At 65.3% G+C, this 17,689-nt stretch carries 31 protein-coding genes and 1 pseudogene; 16 read left to right on the forward strand and 16 right to left on the reverse strand.

Annotation, left to right across the window (positions count from 1 at the left end; translation table 11 throughout):
* The first annotated feature begins 12 nt into the window (after window positions 1–12).
* The 3 genes from ACSFA5_RS09085 to ACSFA5_RS09095 are packed head-to-tail and all read left to right on the forward strand — an operon-like array spanning window position 13 to window position 819.
* On the forward strand, window positions 13–279 hold the full coding sequence (locus tag ACSFA5_RS09085) for a hypothetical protein (protein ID WP_435443683.1): 267 nt from the start codon (window positions 13–15) through the stop codon (window positions 277–279).
* Between the two features lie 6 nt (window positions 280–285).
* Window positions 286–525, forward strand: a complete 240-nt coding sequence (locus tag ACSFA5_RS09090) for a hypothetical protein (protein ID WP_435443684.1) — start codon at window positions 286–288, stop codon at window positions 523–525.
* 39 nt (window positions 526–564) lie between these two features.
* A complete protein-coding gene (locus ACSFA5_RS09095) occupies window positions 565–819 on the forward strand; it encodes a hypothetical protein (protein ID WP_435443685.1) in 255 nt (84 codons plus the stop codon).
* 2 nt (window positions 820–821) lie between these two features.
* Here the strand turns inward: ACSFA5_RS09095 and ACSFA5_RS09100 are convergent, their stop codons facing one another.
* The 16 genes and pseudogenes from ACSFA5_RS09100 to ACSFA5_RS09175 form a co-directional block, all read right to left on the reverse strand.
* Window positions 822–992 (reverse strand): hypothetical protein, encoded by a 171-nt coding sequence (locus ACSFA5_RS09100; protein ID WP_435443686.1) that lies wholly within the window; start codon window positions 990–992, stop codon window positions 822–824.
* 49 nt (window positions 993–1,041) lie between these two features.
* Complete coding sequence (locus tag ACSFA5_RS09105) at window positions 1,042–1,929, reverse strand: hypothetical protein (RefSeq protein ID WP_435444102.1); 888 nt, start codon at window positions 1,927–1,929, stop codon at window positions 1,042–1,044.
* Window positions 1,930–2,068: 139 nt separating this feature from the next.
* Window positions 2,069–2,362 (reverse strand): annotated as a pseudogene (locus tag ACSFA5_RS09110) (DNA cytosine methyltransferase); the annotation flags it as partial.
* A gap of 40 nt (window positions 2,363–2,402) precedes the next feature.
* Window positions 2,403–2,570 (reverse strand): hypothetical protein, encoded by a 168-nt coding sequence (locus tag ACSFA5_RS09115; protein WP_435443687.1) that lies wholly within the window; start codon window positions 2,568–2,570, stop codon window positions 2,403–2,405.
* Between the two features lie 3 nt (window positions 2,571–2,573).
* Entirely contained in the window at window positions 2,574–3,248 is a 675-nt protein-coding gene (locus ACSFA5_RS09120) for a hypothetical protein (RefSeq protein WP_435443688.1), read from the reverse strand.
* A gap of 112 nt (window positions 3,249–3,360) precedes the next feature.
* A complete protein-coding gene (locus tag ACSFA5_RS09125; protein WP_435443689.1) occupies window positions 3,361–4,065 on the reverse strand; it encodes a hypothetical protein in 705 nt (234 codons plus the stop codon).
* A gap of 34 nt (window positions 4,066–4,099) precedes the next feature.
* Window positions 4,100–4,918, reverse strand: coding sequence for a hypothetical protein (locus ACSFA5_RS09130; RefSeq protein ID WP_435443690.1), 819 nt, complete (start codon window positions 4,916–4,918; stop codon window positions 4,100–4,102).
* On the reverse strand, window positions 4,915–6,147 hold the full coding sequence (locus ACSFA5_RS09135; RefSeq protein ID WP_435443691.1) for a hypothetical protein: 1,233 nt from the start codon (window positions 6,145–6,147) through the stop codon (window positions 4,915–4,917). The genes ACSFA5_RS09130 and ACSFA5_RS09135 overlap by 4 nt, the downstream gene beginning before the upstream one ends.
* A gap of 8 nt (window positions 6,148–6,155) precedes the next feature.
* Window positions 6,156–6,341, reverse strand: coding sequence for a hypothetical protein (locus tag ACSFA5_RS09140; RefSeq protein WP_435443692.1), 186 nt, complete (start codon window positions 6,339–6,341; stop codon window positions 6,156–6,158).
* The gene (locus ACSFA5_RS09145) at window positions 6,338–6,589 is read right to left on the reverse strand and encodes a hypothetical protein (RefSeq protein ID WP_435443693.1); all 252 of its coding nucleotides are present in this window, start codon (window positions 6,587–6,589) and stop codon (window positions 6,338–6,340) included. Before ACSFA5_RS09145 ends, ACSFA5_RS09140 begins: the two co-directional genes overlap by 4 nt.
* Complete coding sequence (locus tag ACSFA5_RS09150; protein WP_435443694.1) at window positions 6,586–6,999, reverse strand: hypothetical protein; 414 nt, start codon at window positions 6,997–6,999, stop codon at window positions 6,586–6,588. Before ACSFA5_RS09150 ends, ACSFA5_RS09145 begins: the two co-directional genes overlap by 4 nt.
* A complete protein-coding gene (locus ACSFA5_RS09155) occupies window positions 6,996–7,289 on the reverse strand; it encodes a hypothetical protein (protein ID WP_435443695.1) in 294 nt (97 codons plus the stop codon). Before ACSFA5_RS09155 ends, ACSFA5_RS09150 begins: the two co-directional genes overlap by 4 nt.
* Window positions 7,286–7,564, reverse strand: a complete 279-nt coding sequence (locus tag ACSFA5_RS09160; RefSeq protein WP_435443696.1) for a hypothetical protein — start codon at window positions 7,562–7,564, stop codon at window positions 7,286–7,288. The genes ACSFA5_RS09155 and ACSFA5_RS09160 overlap by 4 nt, the downstream gene beginning before the upstream one ends.
* Window positions 7,561–7,788 carry a hypothetical protein gene (locus ACSFA5_RS09165; protein ID WP_435443697.1) on the reverse strand — a complete coding sequence of 76 codons (228 nt, stop codon included), beginning with the start codon at window positions 7,786–7,788 and terminating at the stop codon, window positions 7,561–7,563. Before ACSFA5_RS09165 ends, ACSFA5_RS09160 begins: the two co-directional genes overlap by 4 nt.
* 183 nt (window positions 7,789–7,971) lie before the next feature.
* Window positions 7,972–8,487, reverse strand: coding sequence for a hypothetical protein (locus ACSFA5_RS09170; protein ID WP_435443698.1), 516 nt, complete (start codon window positions 8,485–8,487; stop codon window positions 7,972–7,974).
* Window positions 8,488–8,506: 19 nt separating this feature from the next.
* Window positions 8,507–9,202, reverse strand: a complete 696-nt coding sequence (locus ACSFA5_RS09175; RefSeq protein ID WP_435443699.1) for a S24 family peptidase — start codon at window positions 9,200–9,202, stop codon at window positions 8,507–8,509.
* 43 nt (window positions 9,203–9,245) lie between these two features.
* Here ACSFA5_RS09175 and ACSFA5_RS09180 point away from each other — a divergent pair, with 43 nt between their 5' ends.
* The 13 genes from ACSFA5_RS09180 (at window position 9,246) to ACSFA5_RS09240 (ending at window position 17,683) form a co-directional block, all read left to right on the forward strand.
* A complete protein-coding gene (locus ACSFA5_RS09180) occupies window positions 9,246–9,572 on the forward strand; it encodes a hypothetical protein (RefSeq protein WP_435443700.1) in 327 nt (108 codons plus the stop codon).
* 3 nt (window positions 9,573–9,575) lie between these two features.
* On the forward strand, window positions 9,576–9,788 hold the full coding sequence (locus ACSFA5_RS09185) for a hypothetical protein (protein WP_435443701.1): 213 nt from the start codon (window positions 9,576–9,578) through the stop codon (window positions 9,786–9,788).
* Window positions 9,789–10,047: 259 nt separating this feature from the next.
* Window positions 10,048–10,359 carry a hypothetical protein gene (locus ACSFA5_RS09190; protein ID WP_435443702.1) on the forward strand — a complete coding sequence of 104 codons (312 nt, stop codon included), beginning with the start codon at window positions 10,048–10,050 and terminating at the stop codon, window positions 10,357–10,359.
* A 19-nt stretch (window positions 10,360–10,378) separates the two neighbouring features.
* The gene (locus ACSFA5_RS09195; protein ID WP_435443703.1) at window positions 10,379–10,621 is read left to right on the forward strand and encodes a hypothetical protein; all 243 of its coding nucleotides are present in this window, start codon (window positions 10,379–10,381) and stop codon (window positions 10,619–10,621) included.
* Window positions 10,621–13,146 (forward strand): DNA methyltransferase, encoded by a 2,526-nt coding sequence (locus ACSFA5_RS09200; RefSeq protein WP_435443704.1) that lies wholly within the window; start codon window positions 10,621–10,623, stop codon window positions 13,144–13,146. Before ACSFA5_RS09195 ends, ACSFA5_RS09200 begins: the two co-directional genes overlap by 1 nt.
* Window positions 13,143–13,394, forward strand: coding sequence for a hypothetical protein (locus ACSFA5_RS09205; protein ID WP_435443705.1), 252 nt, complete (start codon window positions 13,143–13,145; stop codon window positions 13,392–13,394). The genes ACSFA5_RS09200 and ACSFA5_RS09205 overlap by 4 nt, the downstream gene beginning before the upstream one ends.
* The gene (locus ACSFA5_RS09210) at window positions 13,391–14,269 is read left to right on the forward strand and encodes a hypothetical protein (RefSeq protein WP_435443706.1); all 879 of its coding nucleotides are present in this window, start codon (window positions 13,391–13,393) and stop codon (window positions 14,267–14,269) included. The genes ACSFA5_RS09205 and ACSFA5_RS09210 overlap by 4 nt, the downstream gene beginning before the upstream one ends.
* Window positions 14,266–15,681 (forward strand): replicative DNA helicase, encoded by a 1,416-nt coding sequence (locus ACSFA5_RS09215; RefSeq protein WP_435443707.1) that lies wholly within the window; start codon window positions 14,266–14,268, stop codon window positions 15,679–15,681. The genes ACSFA5_RS09210 and ACSFA5_RS09215 overlap by 4 nt, the downstream gene beginning before the upstream one ends.
* The gene (locus tag ACSFA5_RS09220; RefSeq protein WP_435443708.1) at window positions 15,678–16,157 is read left to right on the forward strand and encodes a RuvC family protein; all 480 of its coding nucleotides are present in this window, start codon (window positions 15,678–15,680) and stop codon (window positions 16,155–16,157) included. Before ACSFA5_RS09215 ends, ACSFA5_RS09220 begins: the two co-directional genes overlap by 4 nt.
* A complete protein-coding gene (locus ACSFA5_RS09225) occupies window positions 16,154–16,456 on the forward strand; it encodes a DUF4406 domain-containing protein (protein WP_435443709.1) in 303 nt (100 codons plus the stop codon). Before ACSFA5_RS09220 ends, ACSFA5_RS09225 begins: the two co-directional genes overlap by 4 nt.
* Window positions 16,453–17,010 (forward strand): hypothetical protein, encoded by a 558-nt coding sequence (locus ACSFA5_RS09230; protein ID WP_435443710.1) that lies wholly within the window; start codon window positions 16,453–16,455, stop codon window positions 17,008–17,010. The genes ACSFA5_RS09225 and ACSFA5_RS09230 overlap by 4 nt, the downstream gene beginning before the upstream one ends.
* On the forward strand, window positions 17,007–17,195 hold the full coding sequence (locus tag ACSFA5_RS09235; protein WP_435443711.1) for a hypothetical protein: 189 nt from the start codon (window positions 17,007–17,009) through the stop codon (window positions 17,193–17,195). The genes ACSFA5_RS09230 and ACSFA5_RS09235 overlap by 4 nt, the downstream gene beginning before the upstream one ends.
* Window positions 17,192–17,683: a recombination protein NinB gene (locus ACSFA5_RS09240; RefSeq protein WP_435443712.1), complete on the forward strand. Its 492-nt coding sequence runs from the start codon at window positions 17,192–17,194 to the stop codon at window positions 17,681–17,683. Before ACSFA5_RS09235 ends, ACSFA5_RS09240 begins: the two co-directional genes overlap by 4 nt.
* Window positions 17,684–17,689 lie beyond the last annotated feature (6 nt).

The raw sequence follows: 17,689 nt of genomic DNA on the forward strand, positions 1-17,689 counted from the left end.
AGGGGTGACCTGATGTCGTACGTGCAAAAGTTCTCGGTCAAGAGCGGAACCAATCCGGCCAATCCGATGCGTCTTGTGGAGGTGGGCAAGTTCGGGGATCGGGCCTTCGAAGTGGTCACCGGATACGACGTCACGCATGACCGGTGGCCTGTTCACCTTTACAGCACCGATGCGAATGGCGTGCGCACCAAAGTGCCGATGGGCGACTCGTATGCCGATGAGCCTGCGGCCGCGTTCAAGCGAGGTTGGCGAGAGATCGAGGAGTACTTCAGCCTCTGAGGCGAAATGGCCAAGCCGACCCGCACCGCCAAACAACTGCAGCAGATGCTGATTCAGCGCATCGAAGCCTTGCCGGGTCTTCGAGGTCAACAGACGGATGTGCACCGCGGCGGCGTCATCGGCATTTCGGCCGAGGAGGGCGGCCCGAACTGGACGGTGCGCGTGGTCACCGACCGCGGCACGCACCGCGCCGATATCGCACAGATCATTCGCACGCTGCAGGGGCAGTTCGACCTCGAGGACTGAGCCACGCGATACTTCGGGCTCTACTGCGAGGAGACCCCCATGGCACGTGAGCGAGAGCTGAAGACGGGCGAAGAGATCCGCGACGAGGTGCAGCGCCGCTTCGATGCGCGACGCGCTGAGATGGGCGACGACGAGGACGGCGACATCCTCTGCGTCCACATTCCCACTCCACTCGCAAAGCCTGACAGGCAGGGCTGCAACTGGGTGATGAACAGCTTCACGGGCGACTATTCCTGGATGAAGCTGGTCAGCATGGGCGTCCAGGAAGTCAAGGCGATCTGGAATCTGGCCTGACATCACGCGCCCTCCGAGAACAGACTGAGCTGCAGCGCGTCGCGCACACGCACCGCGCGCCCGGCGGCACGGCGCTTCTTCGCCCAGGCGAGCAGAGTGGCGCGCCAGCCGGCATGCGGCGTAGCGCGGGCCTGCGTGAGGAACACGCGGGCCATGTGGCGGTCGGTGATCACGCGGCAGCCCTCCCGCGAATCAGCGCCTCGTACCCTAAGGTGCCCGGCGTCATCGTGTTGGCCCCACGGGCTCGCCGCACAAGTTCGACAAATGCGACTGCAGCGCAGAGCGCCACGACGCCGTTGCCAACGCACTTGAGGCGTGCGGCGCGGCTATCACCCATGCTGAAGGCCAGCCCATCAACCACGCACCGAAAAGCGGGTTCAAGTGCCGGGGCGAGTTCAGGGTGCTCGGCGAGGATTCCCGCCCATCGCGGATCGGCTGGGCCTGGGGCGAATAGGCCACGAAATTGGCCAGCTGGTCCATGTGCTTCCTGCCCCCGCCGGTCACAAGCGCATGCTCCTCCGAGTTCGTGCCCTTGGCATCCCGTGCAGCAGGAGTTGGCCACTGCGCAACTGACATGCCCAATGTCAGACCGAAGCCGTTGCCGTTGCGCCCCTTCATCCGCTCCCGTTCGCGGCGCTCGAGCATCTTGTTCGGGTCGCCTCCCTCGTACTCGTTCGCCGCCGGGGTCGGCCATTGCGCAGCCATCGACGGCAACATCAGGTCGCCCTTGCTGCCCCGCTGGTTCGGGCCGCCGTTCTTGCCATCCGACGCACGCGGGCTGCTCCACTGCGGCTGCTTCAGCAGTTCCTCCATCCGGTTCCGAAAATCCCCGCTGATCTGTCCGTGGGAGTTGTCGCCGGTGCCAACCTGCGGCGTCGGCCAGTTCGTCACCTTCTCGCGCAGGTTCTGGCCGAACAAGCCATTGCTGTAGCTCGACGTGTTGCAGTCGGGTGTCGGCCACGCGCCAAGCGATGCAGAACCAGCGCGCGCGGCCGTGGCTGGCACCCACATCGGACGCGGAAAGAGTGACCCATTCCGCGTGCCACCCGCGGTCGGCCAGTTCTCCCACGACTCGGGCGGCCGCGCGCTCGAGTAGGCGACCATCTTCAATGCCCACGTCCGAAAAGCCGTCTCCAGAGGGCTTGGCGGCATAGCCGGAGGCGCTGGCTTCGTCCACAACGGCAGCGGTGGCAGAAGCGATGCCTGAGACGTTCTCCAGAACGATGAGCCACGCATCGCAATCGTCGGCGATGTCGAGGACGCGGAAGAAGAGGCCGGAGCGCTCGCCGTCGAGCCCAGCACGGCGACCTGCAAGGCTGAGGTCTTGGCAGGGGAAGCCTGCAGCGATGCAATCCACTGCACCGCGCCATGCGCGAGCGTCGAAGGTGAGCATGTCGGACCAGACAGGAGCCGGGTCCAGGCTTCCTTCTTCGATGCGCGCCGCCAGGACGCTGGCAGCGTGAGCTTCCCGCTCAACGTAGCAGACGGCGCGAGTCTCGATGCCCATATGTCCGAGCCCGGCTCGCAGTCCTTCTCCGAGCATGCCCACGCCGGCGCAGAGTTCGATGGAATGTAGAGCCACATCAAGCCACTTCGGTTTGTTGATTCGTGACGACCTCGCGAACCGCCTCGACGGTGATGCCGAGGGACTGCGCAGCGGCGCGGGCAGCTGCCTCGCGGTCGGGGTTCAAGGCGAGGGCGCGCTCGAACGCGGCCTTCACCTTCTCGATGGGGATGACGGTGAAGTCCATGGGTCAGGCGTCCTCGGGTTCGCCGGTCGGGCCCGTGTCGTCACCGTCGTTGTCGCCGGTGCCGGTAGCGTGCGCACTCAGGAACACATCGTCGGCGGTGAGCGGCTTTTTGGGATCGCTCGGCGGCGCGCCGGGGAACACGTCTTGCTCGGTGAGCGGCTTGGTCGACTCTTCGACGTCGGGCATCGTCTGCGTGATCGTGATCTCGTGCTTCTGCAACTGCAGAAGCGTCCCGAGCGTGTTGCTGTCGAGTTCGGCTGACGACGAGATCGAATACTCGATGTGCGCGGAGCCGCCCTCGATAGGAGTGAACTGGAACTTGTGCACTTTGCACAGCTGCAGCACGATCGCGGACGTCTCATCGATCCCGTGGGCGATCTCCACGCGCGCGCCCATCAGCTCGTAGCCGTCGGACTGCGGGTACTTGAATGTCGGCATCTTCAGGTTCGGCAGATCGTCGATCGGCAAGTCAAGGTCAGCCTGCGCGCGTTCTTCTTCCGGACGGAGGTCGCAGAAGAAGTACTCGCGCATGCCCTTGCGGATCAGGTCGAGATTCCGGTTGCTGGTCGTCCACAGCACGCGCAGTTCGAGCGTGAGCCGTTCGGCTTCCTCGTACGTGTCGACGGTGGTGCTGGCCTTCTTGAGTTTCACCGTGGTCGGGTCGGTCAGTTGGAACATGGGATCCTTTCGAGAGCGTTGATGAAAGAGGGCGGCCGCTTGCGCGACGCTGGCTGGAATGCAGTGAGGAGGGAGGAGGAGATGGCCCAGCCAGGCGCGCCCGTGAAAATGGTTAAGCGGTGATCAACGCAGGGGCATGGGTGCGATCGAACTCAGCGATCACCTCGGCGTAGTACTCGCGTGCGCGCATCACTTTCTGGAAGATCGCGGCTTCTTTCGACTCGTCGCGTTGCAGCGACCAGGTGGTGATGCGCTGGTGTTCGGGCACATGCGACACGACGTGCAACTGCATCGGCTCGAAGCCGACCAAGCGCTCTGGCGTGTCGACGATGCAGTAGTTCACCTCCCACTCGCTGGCGTTCCAAAGGGCCATGTAGCCGCGCATCTGCCATTCGTACAGCCTGTCTTCACAGTCCGCTACGGCGATGGGGAACGTGGCCAGCGACCACGACGACTTGATGTCGTGACCGCGGCGCGCGGCGGCGTCGAAGAGGTCGCACTCGCCGGTGAGTAGGCCGTTTGAACGGCGCTCGGTGTTCTTCGAGAGAGAGAGACCACGGACGCGGTTCAGCAGGTCGATGGAATCAGGCTCGACGGTGATTCCCTTTTCCATCTGCTTGCTCGACACCTCGAAGTCGACACCGAAGATTTCTTGAGCGACCAGTTCGCGGATGTACGTCTTCGCACCGACCGAAAGGGTCTGGTCTTTCAGGCGCGCGAGAAGGGCCTTTTCTTCATCGGTGCGTTTCTTCTTCGCGATGATCTCGTCGATCTCCGGCGTGCGGAACTGTTCGTCGATTTGCACGGGCTCGGTCATCAACTTGCCGATGGAGGAACAGCGGAAAACGACGTCACGCATGTTCGGACTCCAGCTGCGCGGCGCGCGCTTTGACAGCCGTGGCGAACACGGAGTAGCCCGTGGAATCGCTCGCGGCCTGAAAGTCCTTCGTACCGTCGCGGCGAACGTCCTGCAGATCGCGCGCTGTTCCCGCCAGCGCGACCTTCTCTTTCCAGTACTCGATTCGCTTGGCTTCCTCGCTCTTGGCGCCACGCATCTTGGCCTCGTCGTCCTCGCCACCGGTTGCGGTGCCGGTGATGGCCAGCAGCGACTGGCGCTTGAGGTAGCTCGCCGTCGTCTGCATGTTCTGGGTCGGCGTGTTGACGCTCAGGTCGCCGGGCGGCCCTTCCAGTTCCAGGCGCTCGGCGTGGCCCTTGCGGTGCTCCAGGTGGCACGTTACCCACACCCAGCCGATGTCGTTCTCGACGCCTTCGGTCATCATTCGGCGGAGGCCGAACTTCTGGTCGTGGCGGAACGAGAAGCCATGCCGGGACAGGGCGGGGGAAAGGCGGCGGCACACCTCGTCGTACTCGGCTTGGTCGAACGACCCGCCGCGCCCACGGTCCACGTGCTTCGTCTTGGGGATGATGACGTTCTCGCCACGGAATGCTGCGAAGTCAGCGCGGAACGTTTCGCGGGCTTCGTCGGCCTTCATCTCTCGATGGATCGCCATCATTTCCCGCACGTCGGCGAGGGTCGCGCCCTGGCGCTGGGCGGCAAGCATCATCGACATGGGCGAGTTGTCGGCGAGGGCGACGGCATGGTCTTGAGCCGCCTGCACTTCTCGCGATGGCTCGAGTTCCAGGACCATCGGTTCGGTGACGGCGTTCATGCGCCTTCTCCTTCAGCGATCACAGCGCGCACCGCTTCGAGTTCCGCTGCGACATCGGCTCCAGCCACATCGTTTTCCAAGAACGGCAGGACCACGGTCTTCATTACTTCGAGCAGGCGCGGGCCGGCCTTCTGTGCTGCGGCCAGCTTTGCAGCGGCCTTGTCTGCCTCACGTGCCTCGGCTTCGGCTTTGGCGCGGATTTCCTGTGCTATGCGTTGCTCTTCAGCGCGGCGCGCTTCGGCTTCGTCGTCCAGGCGCTTACGCACGGCTGCCGCTGCTGCGTCGGCGGCCTGCTGCTCGGCCTTGCGGATGGCAGCCGCCTTGGCCTCATCCGCTTCGCGGACTGCCCGTTGTTCGGCTTCCAACGCGGCGCGCGCGTCCGCGATGCGCTTGTCTTCAGCGGCGCGGGCCTCGCGGGCCAAACGGTCTTCTTCGTCGCGTCGTGCGCGGTCGGCATCCTCGCGTTTCTTCGCATCGGCGCGGGCCGCTGCCTGTTCCTTTTCGAAGGCGGCACGCTCGGCGGCGAGCCTCTCGGCCGCTGCCTGCTGCTCGGCAGCGATGCGCGCACGGTGAGCGGCATCGCGGGCTTCCTGCTCCGCACGCTGGCGGGCCAGTTCTTCGCGCTCGGCTGCCAGGCGTTGTTCTTCGGCTTCGTGCTCCTGCGCTGCGTCCAGCAGGTCATCCATGCTGGCGAGCGTCTGGGCTTTGGCCTGCACCGCTTCGCCGGCACGGTCGCCGAAGGCGGCGAGCGACACGTCCACCCCTTTCAGGTTGTCGATGGCGACCTGGATACCTGCGGCCTTCACGTTCGCCGGAATGAAGGCGAATGCGCGGATGGCGTCGATACGCACCTGGATCGCGGCGGCCTCCTTGCGCGCTGCTTCTTCGCGCGCTTCCTTCTCTGCTGCCTTGCGCATTTCCTCAGCCTTGATCTGGGCGTCGATGGGCTGCTCGATCTCCAGCAGCGCTGCGGTCAGCGCCTTGGCCTCCGCATCGATCAGCCGCGAGCGCTCCAGCGCTGGAGCCTTGAGCTCCACGCGCTTGGCTTCCAACCCACTGCGCAGGGCGCGAACCTCGGCACGGTCCTTCTTGGCGATTTCCATTCCCTTGCCGGTCGACAGGTCGTACACGACGCCGGACATGCGCTGGCGGAGATCAGTGAGTGCCGCGACAGTGGGGCTGTATTCGGCGATGGCCGTGGTGGCCGGTCTTTCAAGTACTTCGGACATGGTGGCTTTCAGCGGAGGAGGTTGATGAGTAAGGAAGGGCAGAAAAAGGCGAGCAGCCCGGCGAGGGCCGCGCAGGCGGCGGCGACCTTGATCCACACCAGCACCAGGTCGAGCAGCGCGTCGATGGGGCTGGTGGACGCGGCCAAGGGGTCCGGCGTGTCGTGAGGGAAGCCGTGGGGGCGGGCGCGGCTCATAGCGGGCTCCAGTTGTTGAAGGCCAGAGCCATGGCTATGCCGAAGAGGCCCACGATGTAAAGCACCGTGTCGGCCGCGCGGTGCGGGCGCGCCGTGTCGTCCATGGGGACGATGACGCCGCCGGCGTTGGTCTCGCCGAAGGCCTGGGCCAACGTGCGCGGGCACGGCGTGCAGCGCTCGTGCGTCGCGTCGACCGAACCGACCAGGCGCGCGGGCGCCGACAGCGGGGTGTGGATCAGCGTGATCACGATGCGGCGCCCTCCTGAACGTTGGCGATGGCGGCGCGCATTTCTTCCAGAGTCGATGCGCGGCTGGAGGCGTCATCGGGGCAGCCCCAGCGACGCGCTACTAACTCCTCTGCTTTCACCAGGGCGGCGAGCAGTTGGTGCTTCTGGGCGATGTGCCAGGCCATGCGGCGCTGCAGCTTCTCCGCCGTATCGGGGCCGGCGCTTTTCGGCAGGTCCACGTCGATATCGCGGTACTCATCGCCGCGCAGTGCGCACAGCGCGCGCTGTTCGATCCAGCGCGTGCGGCGCGTCTGACTGCGGCTCTTCGCTGCAGTGCGAGCGATGTGGTCGAGTGCTTGCGCGAGGATCAGCGGATCGACGCTCGTGGCGGCCTCGTAGGCGCGCGGGTATTCGTGCGTCACGGTGCTCATGCAGCGCTCCCGGTGGCCTTAGTGCGGTAGCCGTCGATCCGCGCGTTGCATGCGGCAATCTCAGCTTCGGTCGGCGCGTTGTTCATCGCCGGTGCGATCGCGGCGGCTGCCTCGTGGCAACCTTGCACGCGCAGGAAGTTCACCAGCACGCTTTCCAGGCCGCCGAGGAAGCCACCCATGGCCGAGTCTTGGCCGCAGCCTGCGCGCGCGGCAATGGTGTGCCCGCTGACGTGCGCATTGCGGATGCCCGCCACCAGCAGCGCCGCGTCGCGCTTGCTGAGCGTGCTCATGCTTCGCTCCCGGCAACGGAGGCGATGGCAGCACGGCAGTCGCGCAGCATTTCGGATTCGGGCGACGAGCCGTCGACCAGCCAGCCCTGGCGGACCAGCGCGGCCTCGATGCGCGTTGCGATGACGAGCAGGTCAGGCGCCGTTGCGATCAGGCGCGCATCAGCGGGCGATTCGCACTCCGCGACGACGAGGTTGCCCGCCTTGACCGTGGTGGCCGAATGGCGGCTCCACTCCACTGCCTTCCAGGAGCCCGGGGTGATCTGTGCGGCGTTCACAGAACACCTCGGTTCTGCAGTTCAAGCGCGTAGTGGTCAGACGGCGCGCGGTAGCCGGGAGTCGCCTTGGCGCCGTTCAGCGCGCGGTCGAAAGCCAGGCGCTCGACCTCGGTGGCCGGCGCGCCGAGCATCGCAGCCTTCAGCGCCACCAGTTCGCGGTCCATCCCCGCGGTCAGCGCGATGCCGCCAGCAGTGCTGCGCGCCTCGCTCGGTTGTGTTTGCATGCCCATCTCCTCGTCGCCGCTGCGGAATTGCAGGGCGTGAGGGAATTACATCAAACGATGAACGTCACGTCAACATCAAACGATGTAGTTTTCGAAAATAGTTCACCGAAGGATGACGGAGCGCGTGGGCGAACGTGAAAAAGCCCGCACTGGGCGGGCTCGGCGGCAGGGGGTAAGAGGAGTCTAGAAGGGCTTCGACGTCAGCTGCTGTGCGCAGGCGACGAACTGCCGCAGCTTCGGCTGCACGCTTGTCAAAGGTGCGGTCCAAGCGCCTTCGTTGCCGCGGTCGAACGTGAGCCGGAAAGCTTTCTTCGAGCGAAGAAGGCCGAGGAAAGTGGCTGTCGCGTCTTTCGGCAGCTCAATGTCCACAATCTTTCCATCCCCGAAGCCGGTCAGCGCCAGGGGTTGGCCATCAAGGAAATCGATCTGGACCGGCACATTGGTGGCTTGCGGAATTTGCCAAGAAGCTTTGTACAAGGTGACGTTCATCGTCTGCTTGCCCGCCAGCAACTTGATCACGATGTTCCGCGTTACCTGGTTGTCGGCCCCGGCGGTCGCCAAGCTGCACAGGGCGGTGCCCTTCGAGGTCGTGTCTGCGCGGTACTCCCACCGCGTGAAGTCAGCAGCAGCTGCGTTGCCGATCAAGCCGACCAGGGCCGCGGCGCGAAGGACAGTACTCGTCCGAGACAGGCAGATCACTCGCGATTCTCCTTGCGGCTCACAGCCGCCTTCCGTTCCAGAGAAACACCACCCGACCGAGCACGTTGACCGGGGTATTGCCGTCGAGGACGTCGACTGTTTTCACGTTGGGATTGTCGCTGCTGATTTCGAAGCCGCCATCCATACGCTGGCGCACGCGCTTGATGTAGATCCGGTCATTGGCTTCGAGCACGTAAACGCCATCGATCTTCACCTGGTTCACTCCCGAGTCGACCAGCAGCACGTCGCCGTCTAGAAACGTCGGCTGCATCGAGTCGCCGTAGCCGTGGATGAAGCGTAGGTGCTCCGGGCGCGTTGATGAGGAGATCGTCTTCTCGATCCAATGCGGGGAGAGGCTTAGCCGGCCGACGACAACTTCTTCAGGCATGACGTCGCTGCCAATGCCCATCGACCCCGGAGTTGCGAGCAAAGGAATTTCGACGTCTGTGCCTTCCTGACGCACCGCGTCTTTGAGTCGGGCCACGGCCCTGCCGACCCGATCGCCCTCGTCTTGATCCAGCCAGCCGGAAGGCAGGCCGGCTGCTTCCTCAATGCTGCGCGCCACCTTCTCGCCGAACGATGCGCGGCCGGACAGAAGGTCGCTGGTCTGGTTGGTCTTGCGCCCGATTGCGGCGCCAAGCTGGACGGGGCCGTCAATGCCTCGCTCCTTGGCGAATCGCTTCAACCGGTCGATGCGAATGAGCTTGAGGGTCATAGACCCGGAGTGAAGCACCGGGGCTACATCAAATGATGTTGACATGAGCTTCATCATTCGATGTAATCGAGTCATGGACATCAAACCCTATTTCTTCGGGCTCGACAACGACGGCCGAAAGGCCTTTGCCGACAAGTGCGGCACGACCGTCGGGCATATCCGGAACGTCTGCTACGGCGACCGCAAGGCCACGACGGTACTCGCGGCGCAGTTCGAATTGCACTCCGCTGGAGTCGTTGCCGTGGAGGAGACGCTCCCTTCCCACCAGTGGCTGCGCGTGAAAGACAAGGCGTGGCCACACCCCGAAGGGCGTCCGTTGTCCGATGTGGCTGCCGAGACAAAGGCCGAACCCGCGAAAGAGGGCGCCTGAGCCATGCGCTTCGCCTTCATCCAGATCTGCCTCGGCGCCGCGCTGGTGCTGGTGGGCCTGCACCTCGCCTTCATGGCCTACGACCTCGGCCGCCACGGTGCGGCCGCGTTCGCACTCTTTGGCGCGGTGGTGGGCGTTTTCCTCGTGTTCTCCGGAGACCGCGAGTGGCAGGACCTGCTCGATGAAGAGGAGGGCGCACACGTCGAGCGCCAGTAGGCGCACCAGCACAGAGGCCTTCTTGGGCCGCCCTCCTGCAAGGCCCTCAACCGGCCGACTCCCCCGCGAGGGGGCTGCGCAGACAGGACGGCCCAACAAGACCTTTTCTTCAACCAAAGCGATGGGAGTCGTTTTCACCATGGATCGCAGTTTTCACCCTACCGAATGGAAACCACAAGAAACCGCTGGAAAGCGCTGGCAAGCCAGCCTTCCGCTGATCGGCGAGGTTCCAACCCCCGAACACCAGGACGCTGCGCTCGTGAGGCGCTTCACGTTCCGGCAGGCGCTGCGCAATGCAGCGCATCACAGCGGTCTGGAGGACGGCGACATCGCCGACAAGATCCACATCAGCAGCGGCTACATGAGCAAGTTCATGGCGGGCGTGGGCGAGCAGTGGGCGAAGCGGCTGCTCAAGTTCATGCAGGTCACGCAGAGCCTTGCGCCGTTGCAGTGGTTGGCCGACCAGATGGGGTGCGACCTCACGGTGCGCCACGTTCTTTCTGCCGAACTGGCAGCGGCGCGCGCGGTGATCGCGGCGCACGAGAGCCGCAACGGGCGGCTGCAAGCCTGACCACAGGGAGCGCACCAGCATGAACGACATCTACTGGCCAGGCACGCGCATCGTGCGCTCCCTCAACAACGGGTTCACGCGCGGCTTCACCGGCGAGCCCATCGACTGGAAGCCGCTGCAGCAATACGCCAACGCGCGGCGCACCAGCACCGCCAACGTGGACCGCGCGCGCAAGACGGGCAAGGACCTGTCGACCATGCACGGCATCAGCAAGAAGGCTGACACGCGCATCGCGGCGCACGCGCGGAAGGCGAGGTCGTAATGCAATACGCCGACTTCCTCCGCGCCAAGATTCGCATGGCCCAGTTCAAGGGCTTCGACGTTCCGCTCGAACAGATCAACCCCGCGCTGAAGCCGCACACCCGTGACATCGTGCGCTGGGCAGTGCAGGGCGGTCAGCGCGCCATCTTCGCCAGCTTCGGGTTGCACAAGACCGCGACCCAGCTGGAAATCTTCCGTCAGATCGGCCTGGCCCGGCCCGAGCTGTTCCGCCTGCAGGTCGCGCCGCTCGGCGTGCGCCAGGAGTTTCGCGCCGAGATCGACGCCCGCTTTCAGGGCGAGCACGCCATCGACATGCGCTTCGTGCGTCGCGACAGCGAGATCGACGACCCGGCCACGCTGTACCTGACCAACTACGAGGCGGTGCGCGAGGGCAACATCACCGTGCCGCGCTTCGGCGCCACCAGCCTCGACGAGGCCAGCGTGCTGCGCAGCTACGGAAGCAAGACTTACCAGGAGTTCCTACCGGCCTTCGAGCCCGTCGAGTTCAAGTTCGTGGCCACGGCCACGCCGAGCCCGAACCGCTTCAAGGAGCTGATCCACTACGCCGGCTACCTCGGCGTGATGGACACCGGCCAAGCGCTCACGCGCTTCTTCCAGCGCGACAGCGAGAAGGCCGGGAACCTCACGCTCTACCCGCACAAGGAAGAGGAGTTCTGGCTGTGGGTGGCCAGCTGGGCGGTGTTCATCCAGCGCCCCAGCGACCTCGGCCATTCCGACGAGGGCTATGTGCTGCCGGAGCTCGACGTCCGGTACCACGAGGTGACGAGCGACTATGCCGCGGCCGGCTCCGAGAAGAACGGCCAGGGCCTGCTGATCCCCGACGTCGCCATGGGCCTGTCGGCCGCCGCCAGCGAAAAGCGCGGCAGCATGCCGGCCCGCGTGGCGAAGGTGCAGGAGTTGGTGGCCGCGGATCCGGCTGACCACTTCATCGTCTGGCACGACCTCGAAGACGAGCGCCACGCCATCCAGCAAGCCATTCCCGAGGCAGTCAGCGTCTGGGGCAGCCAGCCGATCGACGAGCGCGAAGACCGCATCGTCGACTTCGGCAACGGGCTGCACCGCGTGCTGTCCACCAAGCCAGTGATCGCCGGCAGCGGCTGCAACTTCCAGCGCCACTGCCACCGCGAGATCTTCGCTGGCATCGGCTTCAAGTTCAACGACTTCATCCAGAGCATCCACCGGGTCCAGCGCTTCGGCCAGGCTCACGCGGTGCGCATCGACATCGTGCACACGGAAGCCGAGCGGGAGGTGCTGCGCACCCTGCTGACTAAGTGGGCACAGCACGAAGAAATGGGCAAGACGATGACCGACATCATTCGCAAATTCGGGCTCAACCAGCTCGCCATGCAAGACGTGCTCGCGCGCTCCATTGGCGTGCAGCGCGTCGAGGTCCGCAGCGACCTGTTCACGGTGGCGCAAAACGACTGCGTCGAGGAGGCACGGCTGCAGCCCGAGAACTCCGTCGACCAGATCATCACCAGCATCCCGTTCGCCAACCACTACGAATACACGCCGAGCTATAACGACTTCGGCCACACCCAGGACAACGCGCACTTCTGGGCGCAGATGGACTTCCTGACGCCCGAGCTGCTGCGGATCCTGAAGCCGGGGCGCATCTACTGCTGCCACGTCAAGGACCGGATCAACTTCGGCAACGTGACCGGCGCCGGCATCCCCACGGTCAGCCCATTCCATGCCGAGGCGCTGTTCCACGGCGTGAAGCACGGCTTCGACTACATGGGGATGATCACGGTGGTGACCGACGTGGTGCGGGAGAACAACCAGACGTACCGCCTCGGCTACACCGAAATGTGCAAGGACGGCAGCAAGATGGGCGTGGGCTCGCCCGAGTACATCCTGCTGTTCCACAAGCCGCAGACCGACCGCGCCAAGGGCTACGCCGACTCGCGCATTGCCAAAGCGAAGAGCGACTACAGCCTGGCGCGCTGGCAGGTCGACGCGCATGCGTTCTGGCGCTCCAGCGGCAACCGCCAGCTGACGGCCGAGGAGATGGCGAGCTACGGGCCCGGCCGGCTGGCCAAGGTGTTCACCGAGTTCAGCCTGTCGCGCGTCTACGACTACGACTTCCACATCCGCATCGGCGAGGAGCTGGAGGGCCGCGGCGCGCTGCCGTCCGACTTCATGAGCCTGGCGCCGGGCAGCCACCACGGAGAGGTTTGGCACGACGTGGTGCGCATGCTGACGCTGAACGGCGCGCAGTCGAAGCGGTCGGTCGAGAAGCACGTCTGCCCACTGCAGTTCGACATTGTGGACCGCCTGATCGAGCGCTACAGCATGAAGGGCGAGCGCATCTACGACCCGTTCTGCGGGTTGGGCACGGTGCCGGTGCGCGCGATCAAGCTCGGCCGCACCGGCGGCGGCTCGGAGCTCAACGGCGCGTACTTCCTCGACCAGGTGCACTACCTGCGCGCGGCCGAGCGCGATGCCAGCATGCCCAGCCTGTTCGACTTCGAAGCACCCGAGATCGAAGCGGAGGCCGCATGACGCCCATCCAGCGCAAGATCGCGCGCCACCGCGAGCATCGCATCCTGGCCGAGGGCTTGGCCATCGAGATCGCCATGGACCTGAACGACCGGGAGGAGGCCGACCGGCACCGCCACGAGATGGAGGCGCTAATCGCCGCGCGCGAGGCCGCGCTGCAGCTCGAAGAAGAGCAGGGCGCCAGTTATTTCACGGCCGCTGGCGAGATCGCAGGCATCCAAGCGGATGTACGGAGGGCGGTGAGAGCGTGACCGAAGCCGACAAGACCAAGCGACCGGCGTCCCAGTATTACTGGGGCGACTGGTTCAAGGACGTGGCCTTGCAGAGCTGCTCGCTGCCGGCGCGCGGGCTCTGGCACGAGATGAACTGCCTGATGCACCAGGGCGAACCGTACGGGCATCTCACGATGCCCAATGGCAAGCCGATGGAGCCCCTGCAGCTGGGCAACCTCTGCAAGATCGGCCCGGCCCTCTGTCGCAAGCTGATCGCTGAACTCGAAGGGAACGGAGTGCTGTCCCGGGCCGAGAACGGGACGATCTTCAGCCGCCGCATGGTGCGCGACGAAGACCTGCGCAACCGCCGCGCGGCGGGCGGCAAAGAAGGTGCCGAGCATGGCATCAAGGGTGCCGAGGCCGGTTCCAAGGGGGGTAGGCCGAAGCAGGTCAAGGGGGGTTACGAAACCCCCCTCCCGGGTTTCGAAGAACCCCCCCCTTCTTCTTCATCTTCTTCTTCATCTTCAAACACATCAGGAGCTAACGCTCCTTCGTCGACAGCGCGGCTGCCGACCTGCCACCCCGACCAGGTTGTCGCGATCTACCACGAGGTTCTGCCTGAACTGCCGGGTGTCCGGGTCATGGACAAGGCCCGGGAGAAGGCGATCCGCGAGCGCTGGCAGTGGGTGCTGAGCAGTACCAAGCCGGACGGTACGCGCCGCGCCACGACCGCCGAGGAGGCGTTCGAGTGGTTCCGCAGCTACTTCCTCCGGGCCCGCGAAAACGACTTTTTGATGGGCCGCACGCCGCGCAGCGGTGAGCACGCGAACTGGAAACCCGACATCGAGTACCTCATGAAGTCCAGCGGGCTGAAGCAGGTGCTTGAGAAAACCAACCTTGAGGCCACCGCATGAACGACCGAGTCGATGAATCCCTCCTGGCGCCGGTGGTGCTGTGGAGCCCTGAATCCGAGTCGTCGCTGCTGGGCGCGCTGCTGCTGGACAACGGCATGTGGGACCGCGTGGGCACGCTGGTGGCCGAGCCCGACTTTTTCCGCCAAGAGCACCGGCTGGTGTTCAGCGCGATCAGCCGCATGCTCAACGCGGGTCAGCCAGCCGACGTGTTTACGGTCTACGACCAGCTGCAGCGTGATCGCAAGGACGGCGCGGTCGGCGGCCTGCCTTACTTGAACTCGCTGGCGCAGTACGTGCCCAGCGCGGCCAGCGTGCGCCAGTACGCGTTGATCGTGCGCGACATGGCGCTGCGTCGGCGCCTGATGTCGGCCAGCAGCGAGATCAATGAGCTGGCCTGCCAGCGCACCGTCGGGTTCGAGGAGACGCTCGAGCAGGCCGCGGCGCTGCTGACCGGTCTCTGCGACCTCGGCACGACCGACGAATGGCAGAGTATGGAAGCAGGGCTGGTGCAGTTGCTGGACCGCATCAACGCGCAGGCCGAGGGCACGGCCGTCGACGACTTCACGGCCACGGGCCTGATCGACCTGGACGCCAGACTCGACGGCGGCCCCCGCGATGGTGAGCTGATCGTCATCGGCGCGCGGCCAGGCATGGGCAAGTCGGCACTGGCGCTGTCGATGGGCGTGCACATGGGCATGCAGAGCGGCAAGGCCGTCGGCATGTTCTCCATGGAAATGCCGAAGGCGCAGGTCGTCAGCCGCGCGATGTCGTTGCAGTCGCGCATCCACCTCAGCCGCATCAAACGCGGCGAGCGGCTCAAGGACTACGACTGGCCGGCCATCACGGCGGCCGTTGACCGGCTGCGACAGGTGAACTTCCAGGTCAACGACCGAAGCGGCCTGAACATCAACCAGGTGCGCGCCAGCGCGCGAGGCTTGCGCCGGCGCCACGGGAAGATGGCATGCCTGATCGTGGACTACCTCGGGCTCATGGCCGGCACCGATCCGAAGATGCCGCGGGTCTACCAGATCGAGGAGATCACAAAAGGCCTCAAGAGCCTGGCCAAGGAGCTGGCGTGCCCAGTGTTCCTGCTGTGCCAGCTCAACCGGAAGGTCGAGGAGCGCGTCGACCAGATGCCGGTGCTGTCCGACCTGCGGGACTCGGGTTCGGTCGAGCAGGACGCCGACATCGTGATGTTCGTGCACCGGCCCTACAAGGCCAACCCCACGCTGGCGGACGAATGGAAGTACTACGCCAAGCTGTCCGTGGCCAAGCTGCGGGACGGCGAGCCGGGGCTGATCGATCTGATGTACGTGGGCGAGAACACTCGCTTCGACAACTGGCCGGCGGAGACGCCGATTCCTTCCAACCAGGTGCGCGTCGCGCGCTCTTCGAAGGGAGCAGAGCTGTGATCTTCATCGGCATCGACCCCGGCCTTTCCGGCGCCATCAGCTTCGTCACCGATCGCACGTGCGTCGTCGAAGACCTGCCCACCATGCCTCTGCCCGGCGACGGCTTGATCACTAAGAAGATCGACGGCCGTGCGCTGGTCACATTGATCCGTAAGAACGTTCCCATCGGCGAGATGGCCGAGGCGTACCTCGAGCAGGTCAACACGATGGGCGGCAAGAACAACGCCGTCCAAACTCAAGGCTCGCTCATGCGCTCCCTGGGCGCCATCGAAACCGTGCTTGAGTGTCTGGGCTACAAGCCCACGATGCTCGGCCCGCAGAAGTGGAAGCGCTTCTACGGCCTCGATGCGGACAAGAAGAAGGCGCTGGAAAAGGCGCGTGTACTGTACCCGGATGCGCCACTGAGCCTGGTCAAGCATCACAACCGCGCCGAGGCGGTGCTCATCGCCCACTGGGGTCTGAGGAAGAGGGCATGAAGCGCATCTACATCGCGGGCCCGATGACCGGCAAGCCCGACCTGAACTTCCCGCTGTTCCACCGAGAGGCCGCCCGGCTGCGCGCCGAAGGCTGGCACGTGGTCAACCCGGCCGAGATCAATCCGGATCCTGGCGCGGGCTGGCTGCCGTGCATGCGCGCCGACATCAAGCAGCTGGTCGACTGCGATTCGATCCTGATGCTGCCGGGCTGGGAGTGGAGCAGGGGAGCATCGCTCGAGCACCACATCGCGCAGCGGCTGGAGATGCGCATGATCTACCTGCAATCGGAGGTTGCATGAAGTGGAACGAGGGCATCATCGCCAGCCTGATCGCGCGCCAGACGCTGGCCCGCAAGTGCCTGCTGCTGGTAGACCGCTGCAACTGGACGGGCGCCGAGTGCGACGTGCTGGGGGTCACCATGGACCTGCGCGTGATTGACGTCGAGGTGAAGATCAGCCGCGCTGACCTGAAGGCCGATGCGAAGAAGGACAAATGGTGGAAGCGCGTCACGTGGCGCGACGAGGCCGGGCCGCCACAACTGCGCCCGCACCCGCCGAAGGTCTGGAAGCACTACTACGCCTTGCCGGCCGAGATCTGGAAGCCCGAGCTGCTGGTGTTCTTGCCGTCGCCGGCCAGTGGCGTGCTGCTGGTGCGCGAGCGCGGCGGCAGGCTGGAGGTCTACTGCGAGCGACGCGCCACGCCGAACAAGGACGCGGCGCGTCTCTCGGCGGCCTCGGTCATCGACATCGCTCGCCTGGCCAACCTGCGCATGTGGGACGCCTACGGCAATGCCGAGAAGGCCCAACGCGAGATTCGGGAGTTGCGTCAGCGCGTGGAGGGCATAGCAGCATGACCATCTGTGCCCGCTGCCACCGCGCGCTGCTGCGCCAGCCGGTCTACCTTGGCGGCATGACCTTCGGCCCGCGCTGCGCAGCGGCCGTCGCCGGCGCCAAGACGCGGCGCTCCTCCCTCTTCGCAACGCCCAAGCGCAAACCGGATGCGCGCCAGCGCGACCTGTTTACCGAGGCAACCCCATGAAGACCGTGACCATCACCAGCCCCGAGCAGTACAAGGCCGTCGTGCGTTCATGGTTCGCATCCGAGGTGACCGACGACCTGCAGGCTGGGCACTCGATCGAACTCACCCTGAAGCGCCGCAAGGACACGAAGAGCCGCCTGCAGGAGGAGAAGTACCACGCGATGCTCAACGACATCGCGAAGCAATGCCGACTGTTCGGCAAGCAGCTGCCGCCGATCTCGTGGAAGCGCGTGCTTGTCGATGCCTTCAAGCACGAGACCAAGGACGATCCGCAGTTCCGCGACCACTGGGCCCGGTTCGGCGACATCGAGCTGGTGCCCGCGCTGAACCATCCGGGCTTCGTGATGGTCGGCGAGCAGACGCGCAGCTTCAACACCACGTTGGCGGCCGGTTTCATCGAATGGCTGCTGGCGTACGGCGCTGAGAACGGCGTGCAGTGGACACCGTCACGCGCGCAGCTCGCCCAGTTCGAGGCGATGCAGCGATGAAGCGCT

It is taken from the genome of Variovorax monticola, from assembly GCF_051216855.1.
In the GTDB taxonomy this organism is placed as follows: Bacteria; Pseudomonadota; Gammaproteobacteria; order Burkholderiales; family Burkholderiaceae_C; genus Variovorax.

Excerpts from the sequence above, each read along its gene's own strand:
- ACSFA5_RS09235 (WP_435443711.1), top strand. The coding sequence starts at position 17,007 with ATGACCATCTGTGCCCGCTGCCACCGCGCGCTGCTGCGCCAGCCGGTC.
- ACSFA5_RS09095 (WP_435443685.1), top strand. The coding sequence starts at position 565 with ATGGCACGTGAGCGAGAGCTGAAGACGGGCGAAGAGATCCGCGACGAG.
- ACSFA5_RS09120 (WP_435443688.1), bottom strand. The coding sequence starts at position 3,248 with ATGTTCCAACTGACCGACCCGACCACGGTGAAACTCAAGAAGGCCAGC.
- ACSFA5_RS09225 (WP_435443709.1), top strand. The coding sequence starts at position 16,154 with ATGAAGCGCATCTACATCGCGGGCCCGATGACCGGCAAGCCCGACCTG.
- ACSFA5_RS09155 (WP_435443695.1), bottom strand. The coding sequence starts at position 7,289 with ATGAGCACGCTCAGCAAGCGCGACGCGGCGCTGCTGGTGGCGGGCATC.
- ACSFA5_RS09165 (WP_435443697.1), bottom strand. The coding sequence starts at position 7,788 with ATGCAAACACAACCGAGCGAGGCGCGCAGCACTGCTGGCGGCATCGCG.
- ACSFA5_RS09115 (WP_435443687.1), bottom strand. The coding sequence starts at position 2,570 with ATGGACTTCACCGTCATCCCCATCGAGAAGGTGAAGGCCGCGTTCGAG.
- ACSFA5_RS09180 (WP_435443700.1), top strand. The coding sequence starts at position 9,246 with ATGAGCTTCATCATTCGATGTAATCGAGTCATGGACATCAAACCCTAT.
- ACSFA5_RS09185 (WP_435443701.1), top strand. The coding sequence starts at position 9,576 with ATGCGCTTCGCCTTCATCCAGATCTGCCTCGGCGCCGCGCTGGTGCTG.
- ACSFA5_RS09230 (WP_435443710.1), top strand. The coding sequence starts at position 16,453 with ATGAAGTGGAACGAGGGCATCATCGCCAGCCTGATCGCGCGCCAGACG.
- ACSFA5_RS09135 (WP_435443691.1), bottom strand. The coding sequence starts at position 6,147 with ATGTCCGAAGTACTTGAAAGACCGGCCACCACGGCCATCGCCGAATAC.
- ACSFA5_RS09175 (WP_435443699.1), bottom strand. The coding sequence starts at position 9,202 with ATGACCCTCAAGCTCATTCGCATCGACCGGTTGAAGCGATTCGCCAAG.
- ACSFA5_RS09240 (WP_435443712.1), top strand. The coding sequence starts at position 17,192 with ATGAAGACCGTGACCATCACCAGCCCCGAGCAGTACAAGGCCGTCGTG.
- ACSFA5_RS09215 (WP_435443707.1), top strand. The coding sequence starts at position 14,266 with ATGAACGACCGAGTCGATGAATCCCTCCTGGCGCCGGTGGTGCTGTGG.
- ACSFA5_RS09200 (WP_435443704.1), top strand. The coding sequence starts at position 10,621 with ATGCAATACGCCGACTTCCTCCGCGCCAAGATTCGCATGGCCCAGTTC.
- ACSFA5_RS09140 (WP_435443692.1), bottom strand. The coding sequence starts at position 6,341 with ATGAGCCGCGCCCGCCCCCACGGCTTCCCTCACGACACGCCGGACCCC.
- ACSFA5_RS09195 (WP_435443703.1), top strand. The coding sequence starts at position 10,379 with ATGAACGACATCTACTGGCCAGGCACGCGCATCGTGCGCTCCCTCAAC.
- ACSFA5_RS09085 (WP_435443683.1), top strand. The coding sequence starts at position 13 with ATGTCGTACGTGCAAAAGTTCTCGGTCAAGAGCGGAACCAATCCGGCC.
- ACSFA5_RS09125 (WP_435443689.1), bottom strand. The coding sequence starts at position 4,065 with ATGACCGAGCCCGTGCAAATCGACGAACAGTTCCGCACGCCGGAGATC.
- ACSFA5_RS09150 (WP_435443694.1), bottom strand. The coding sequence starts at position 6,999 with ATGAGCACCGTGACGCACGAATACCCGCGCGCCTACGAGGCCGCCACG.
- ACSFA5_RS09090 (WP_435443684.1), top strand. The coding sequence starts at position 286 with ATGGCCAAGCCGACCCGCACCGCCAAACAACTGCAGCAGATGCTGATT.
- ACSFA5_RS09130 (WP_435443690.1), bottom strand. The coding sequence starts at position 4,918 with ATGAACGCCGTCACCGAACCGATGGTCCTGGAACTCGAGCCATCGCGA.
- ACSFA5_RS09205 (WP_435443705.1), top strand. The coding sequence starts at position 13,143 with ATGACGCCCATCCAGCGCAAGATCGCGCGCCACCGCGAGCATCGCATC.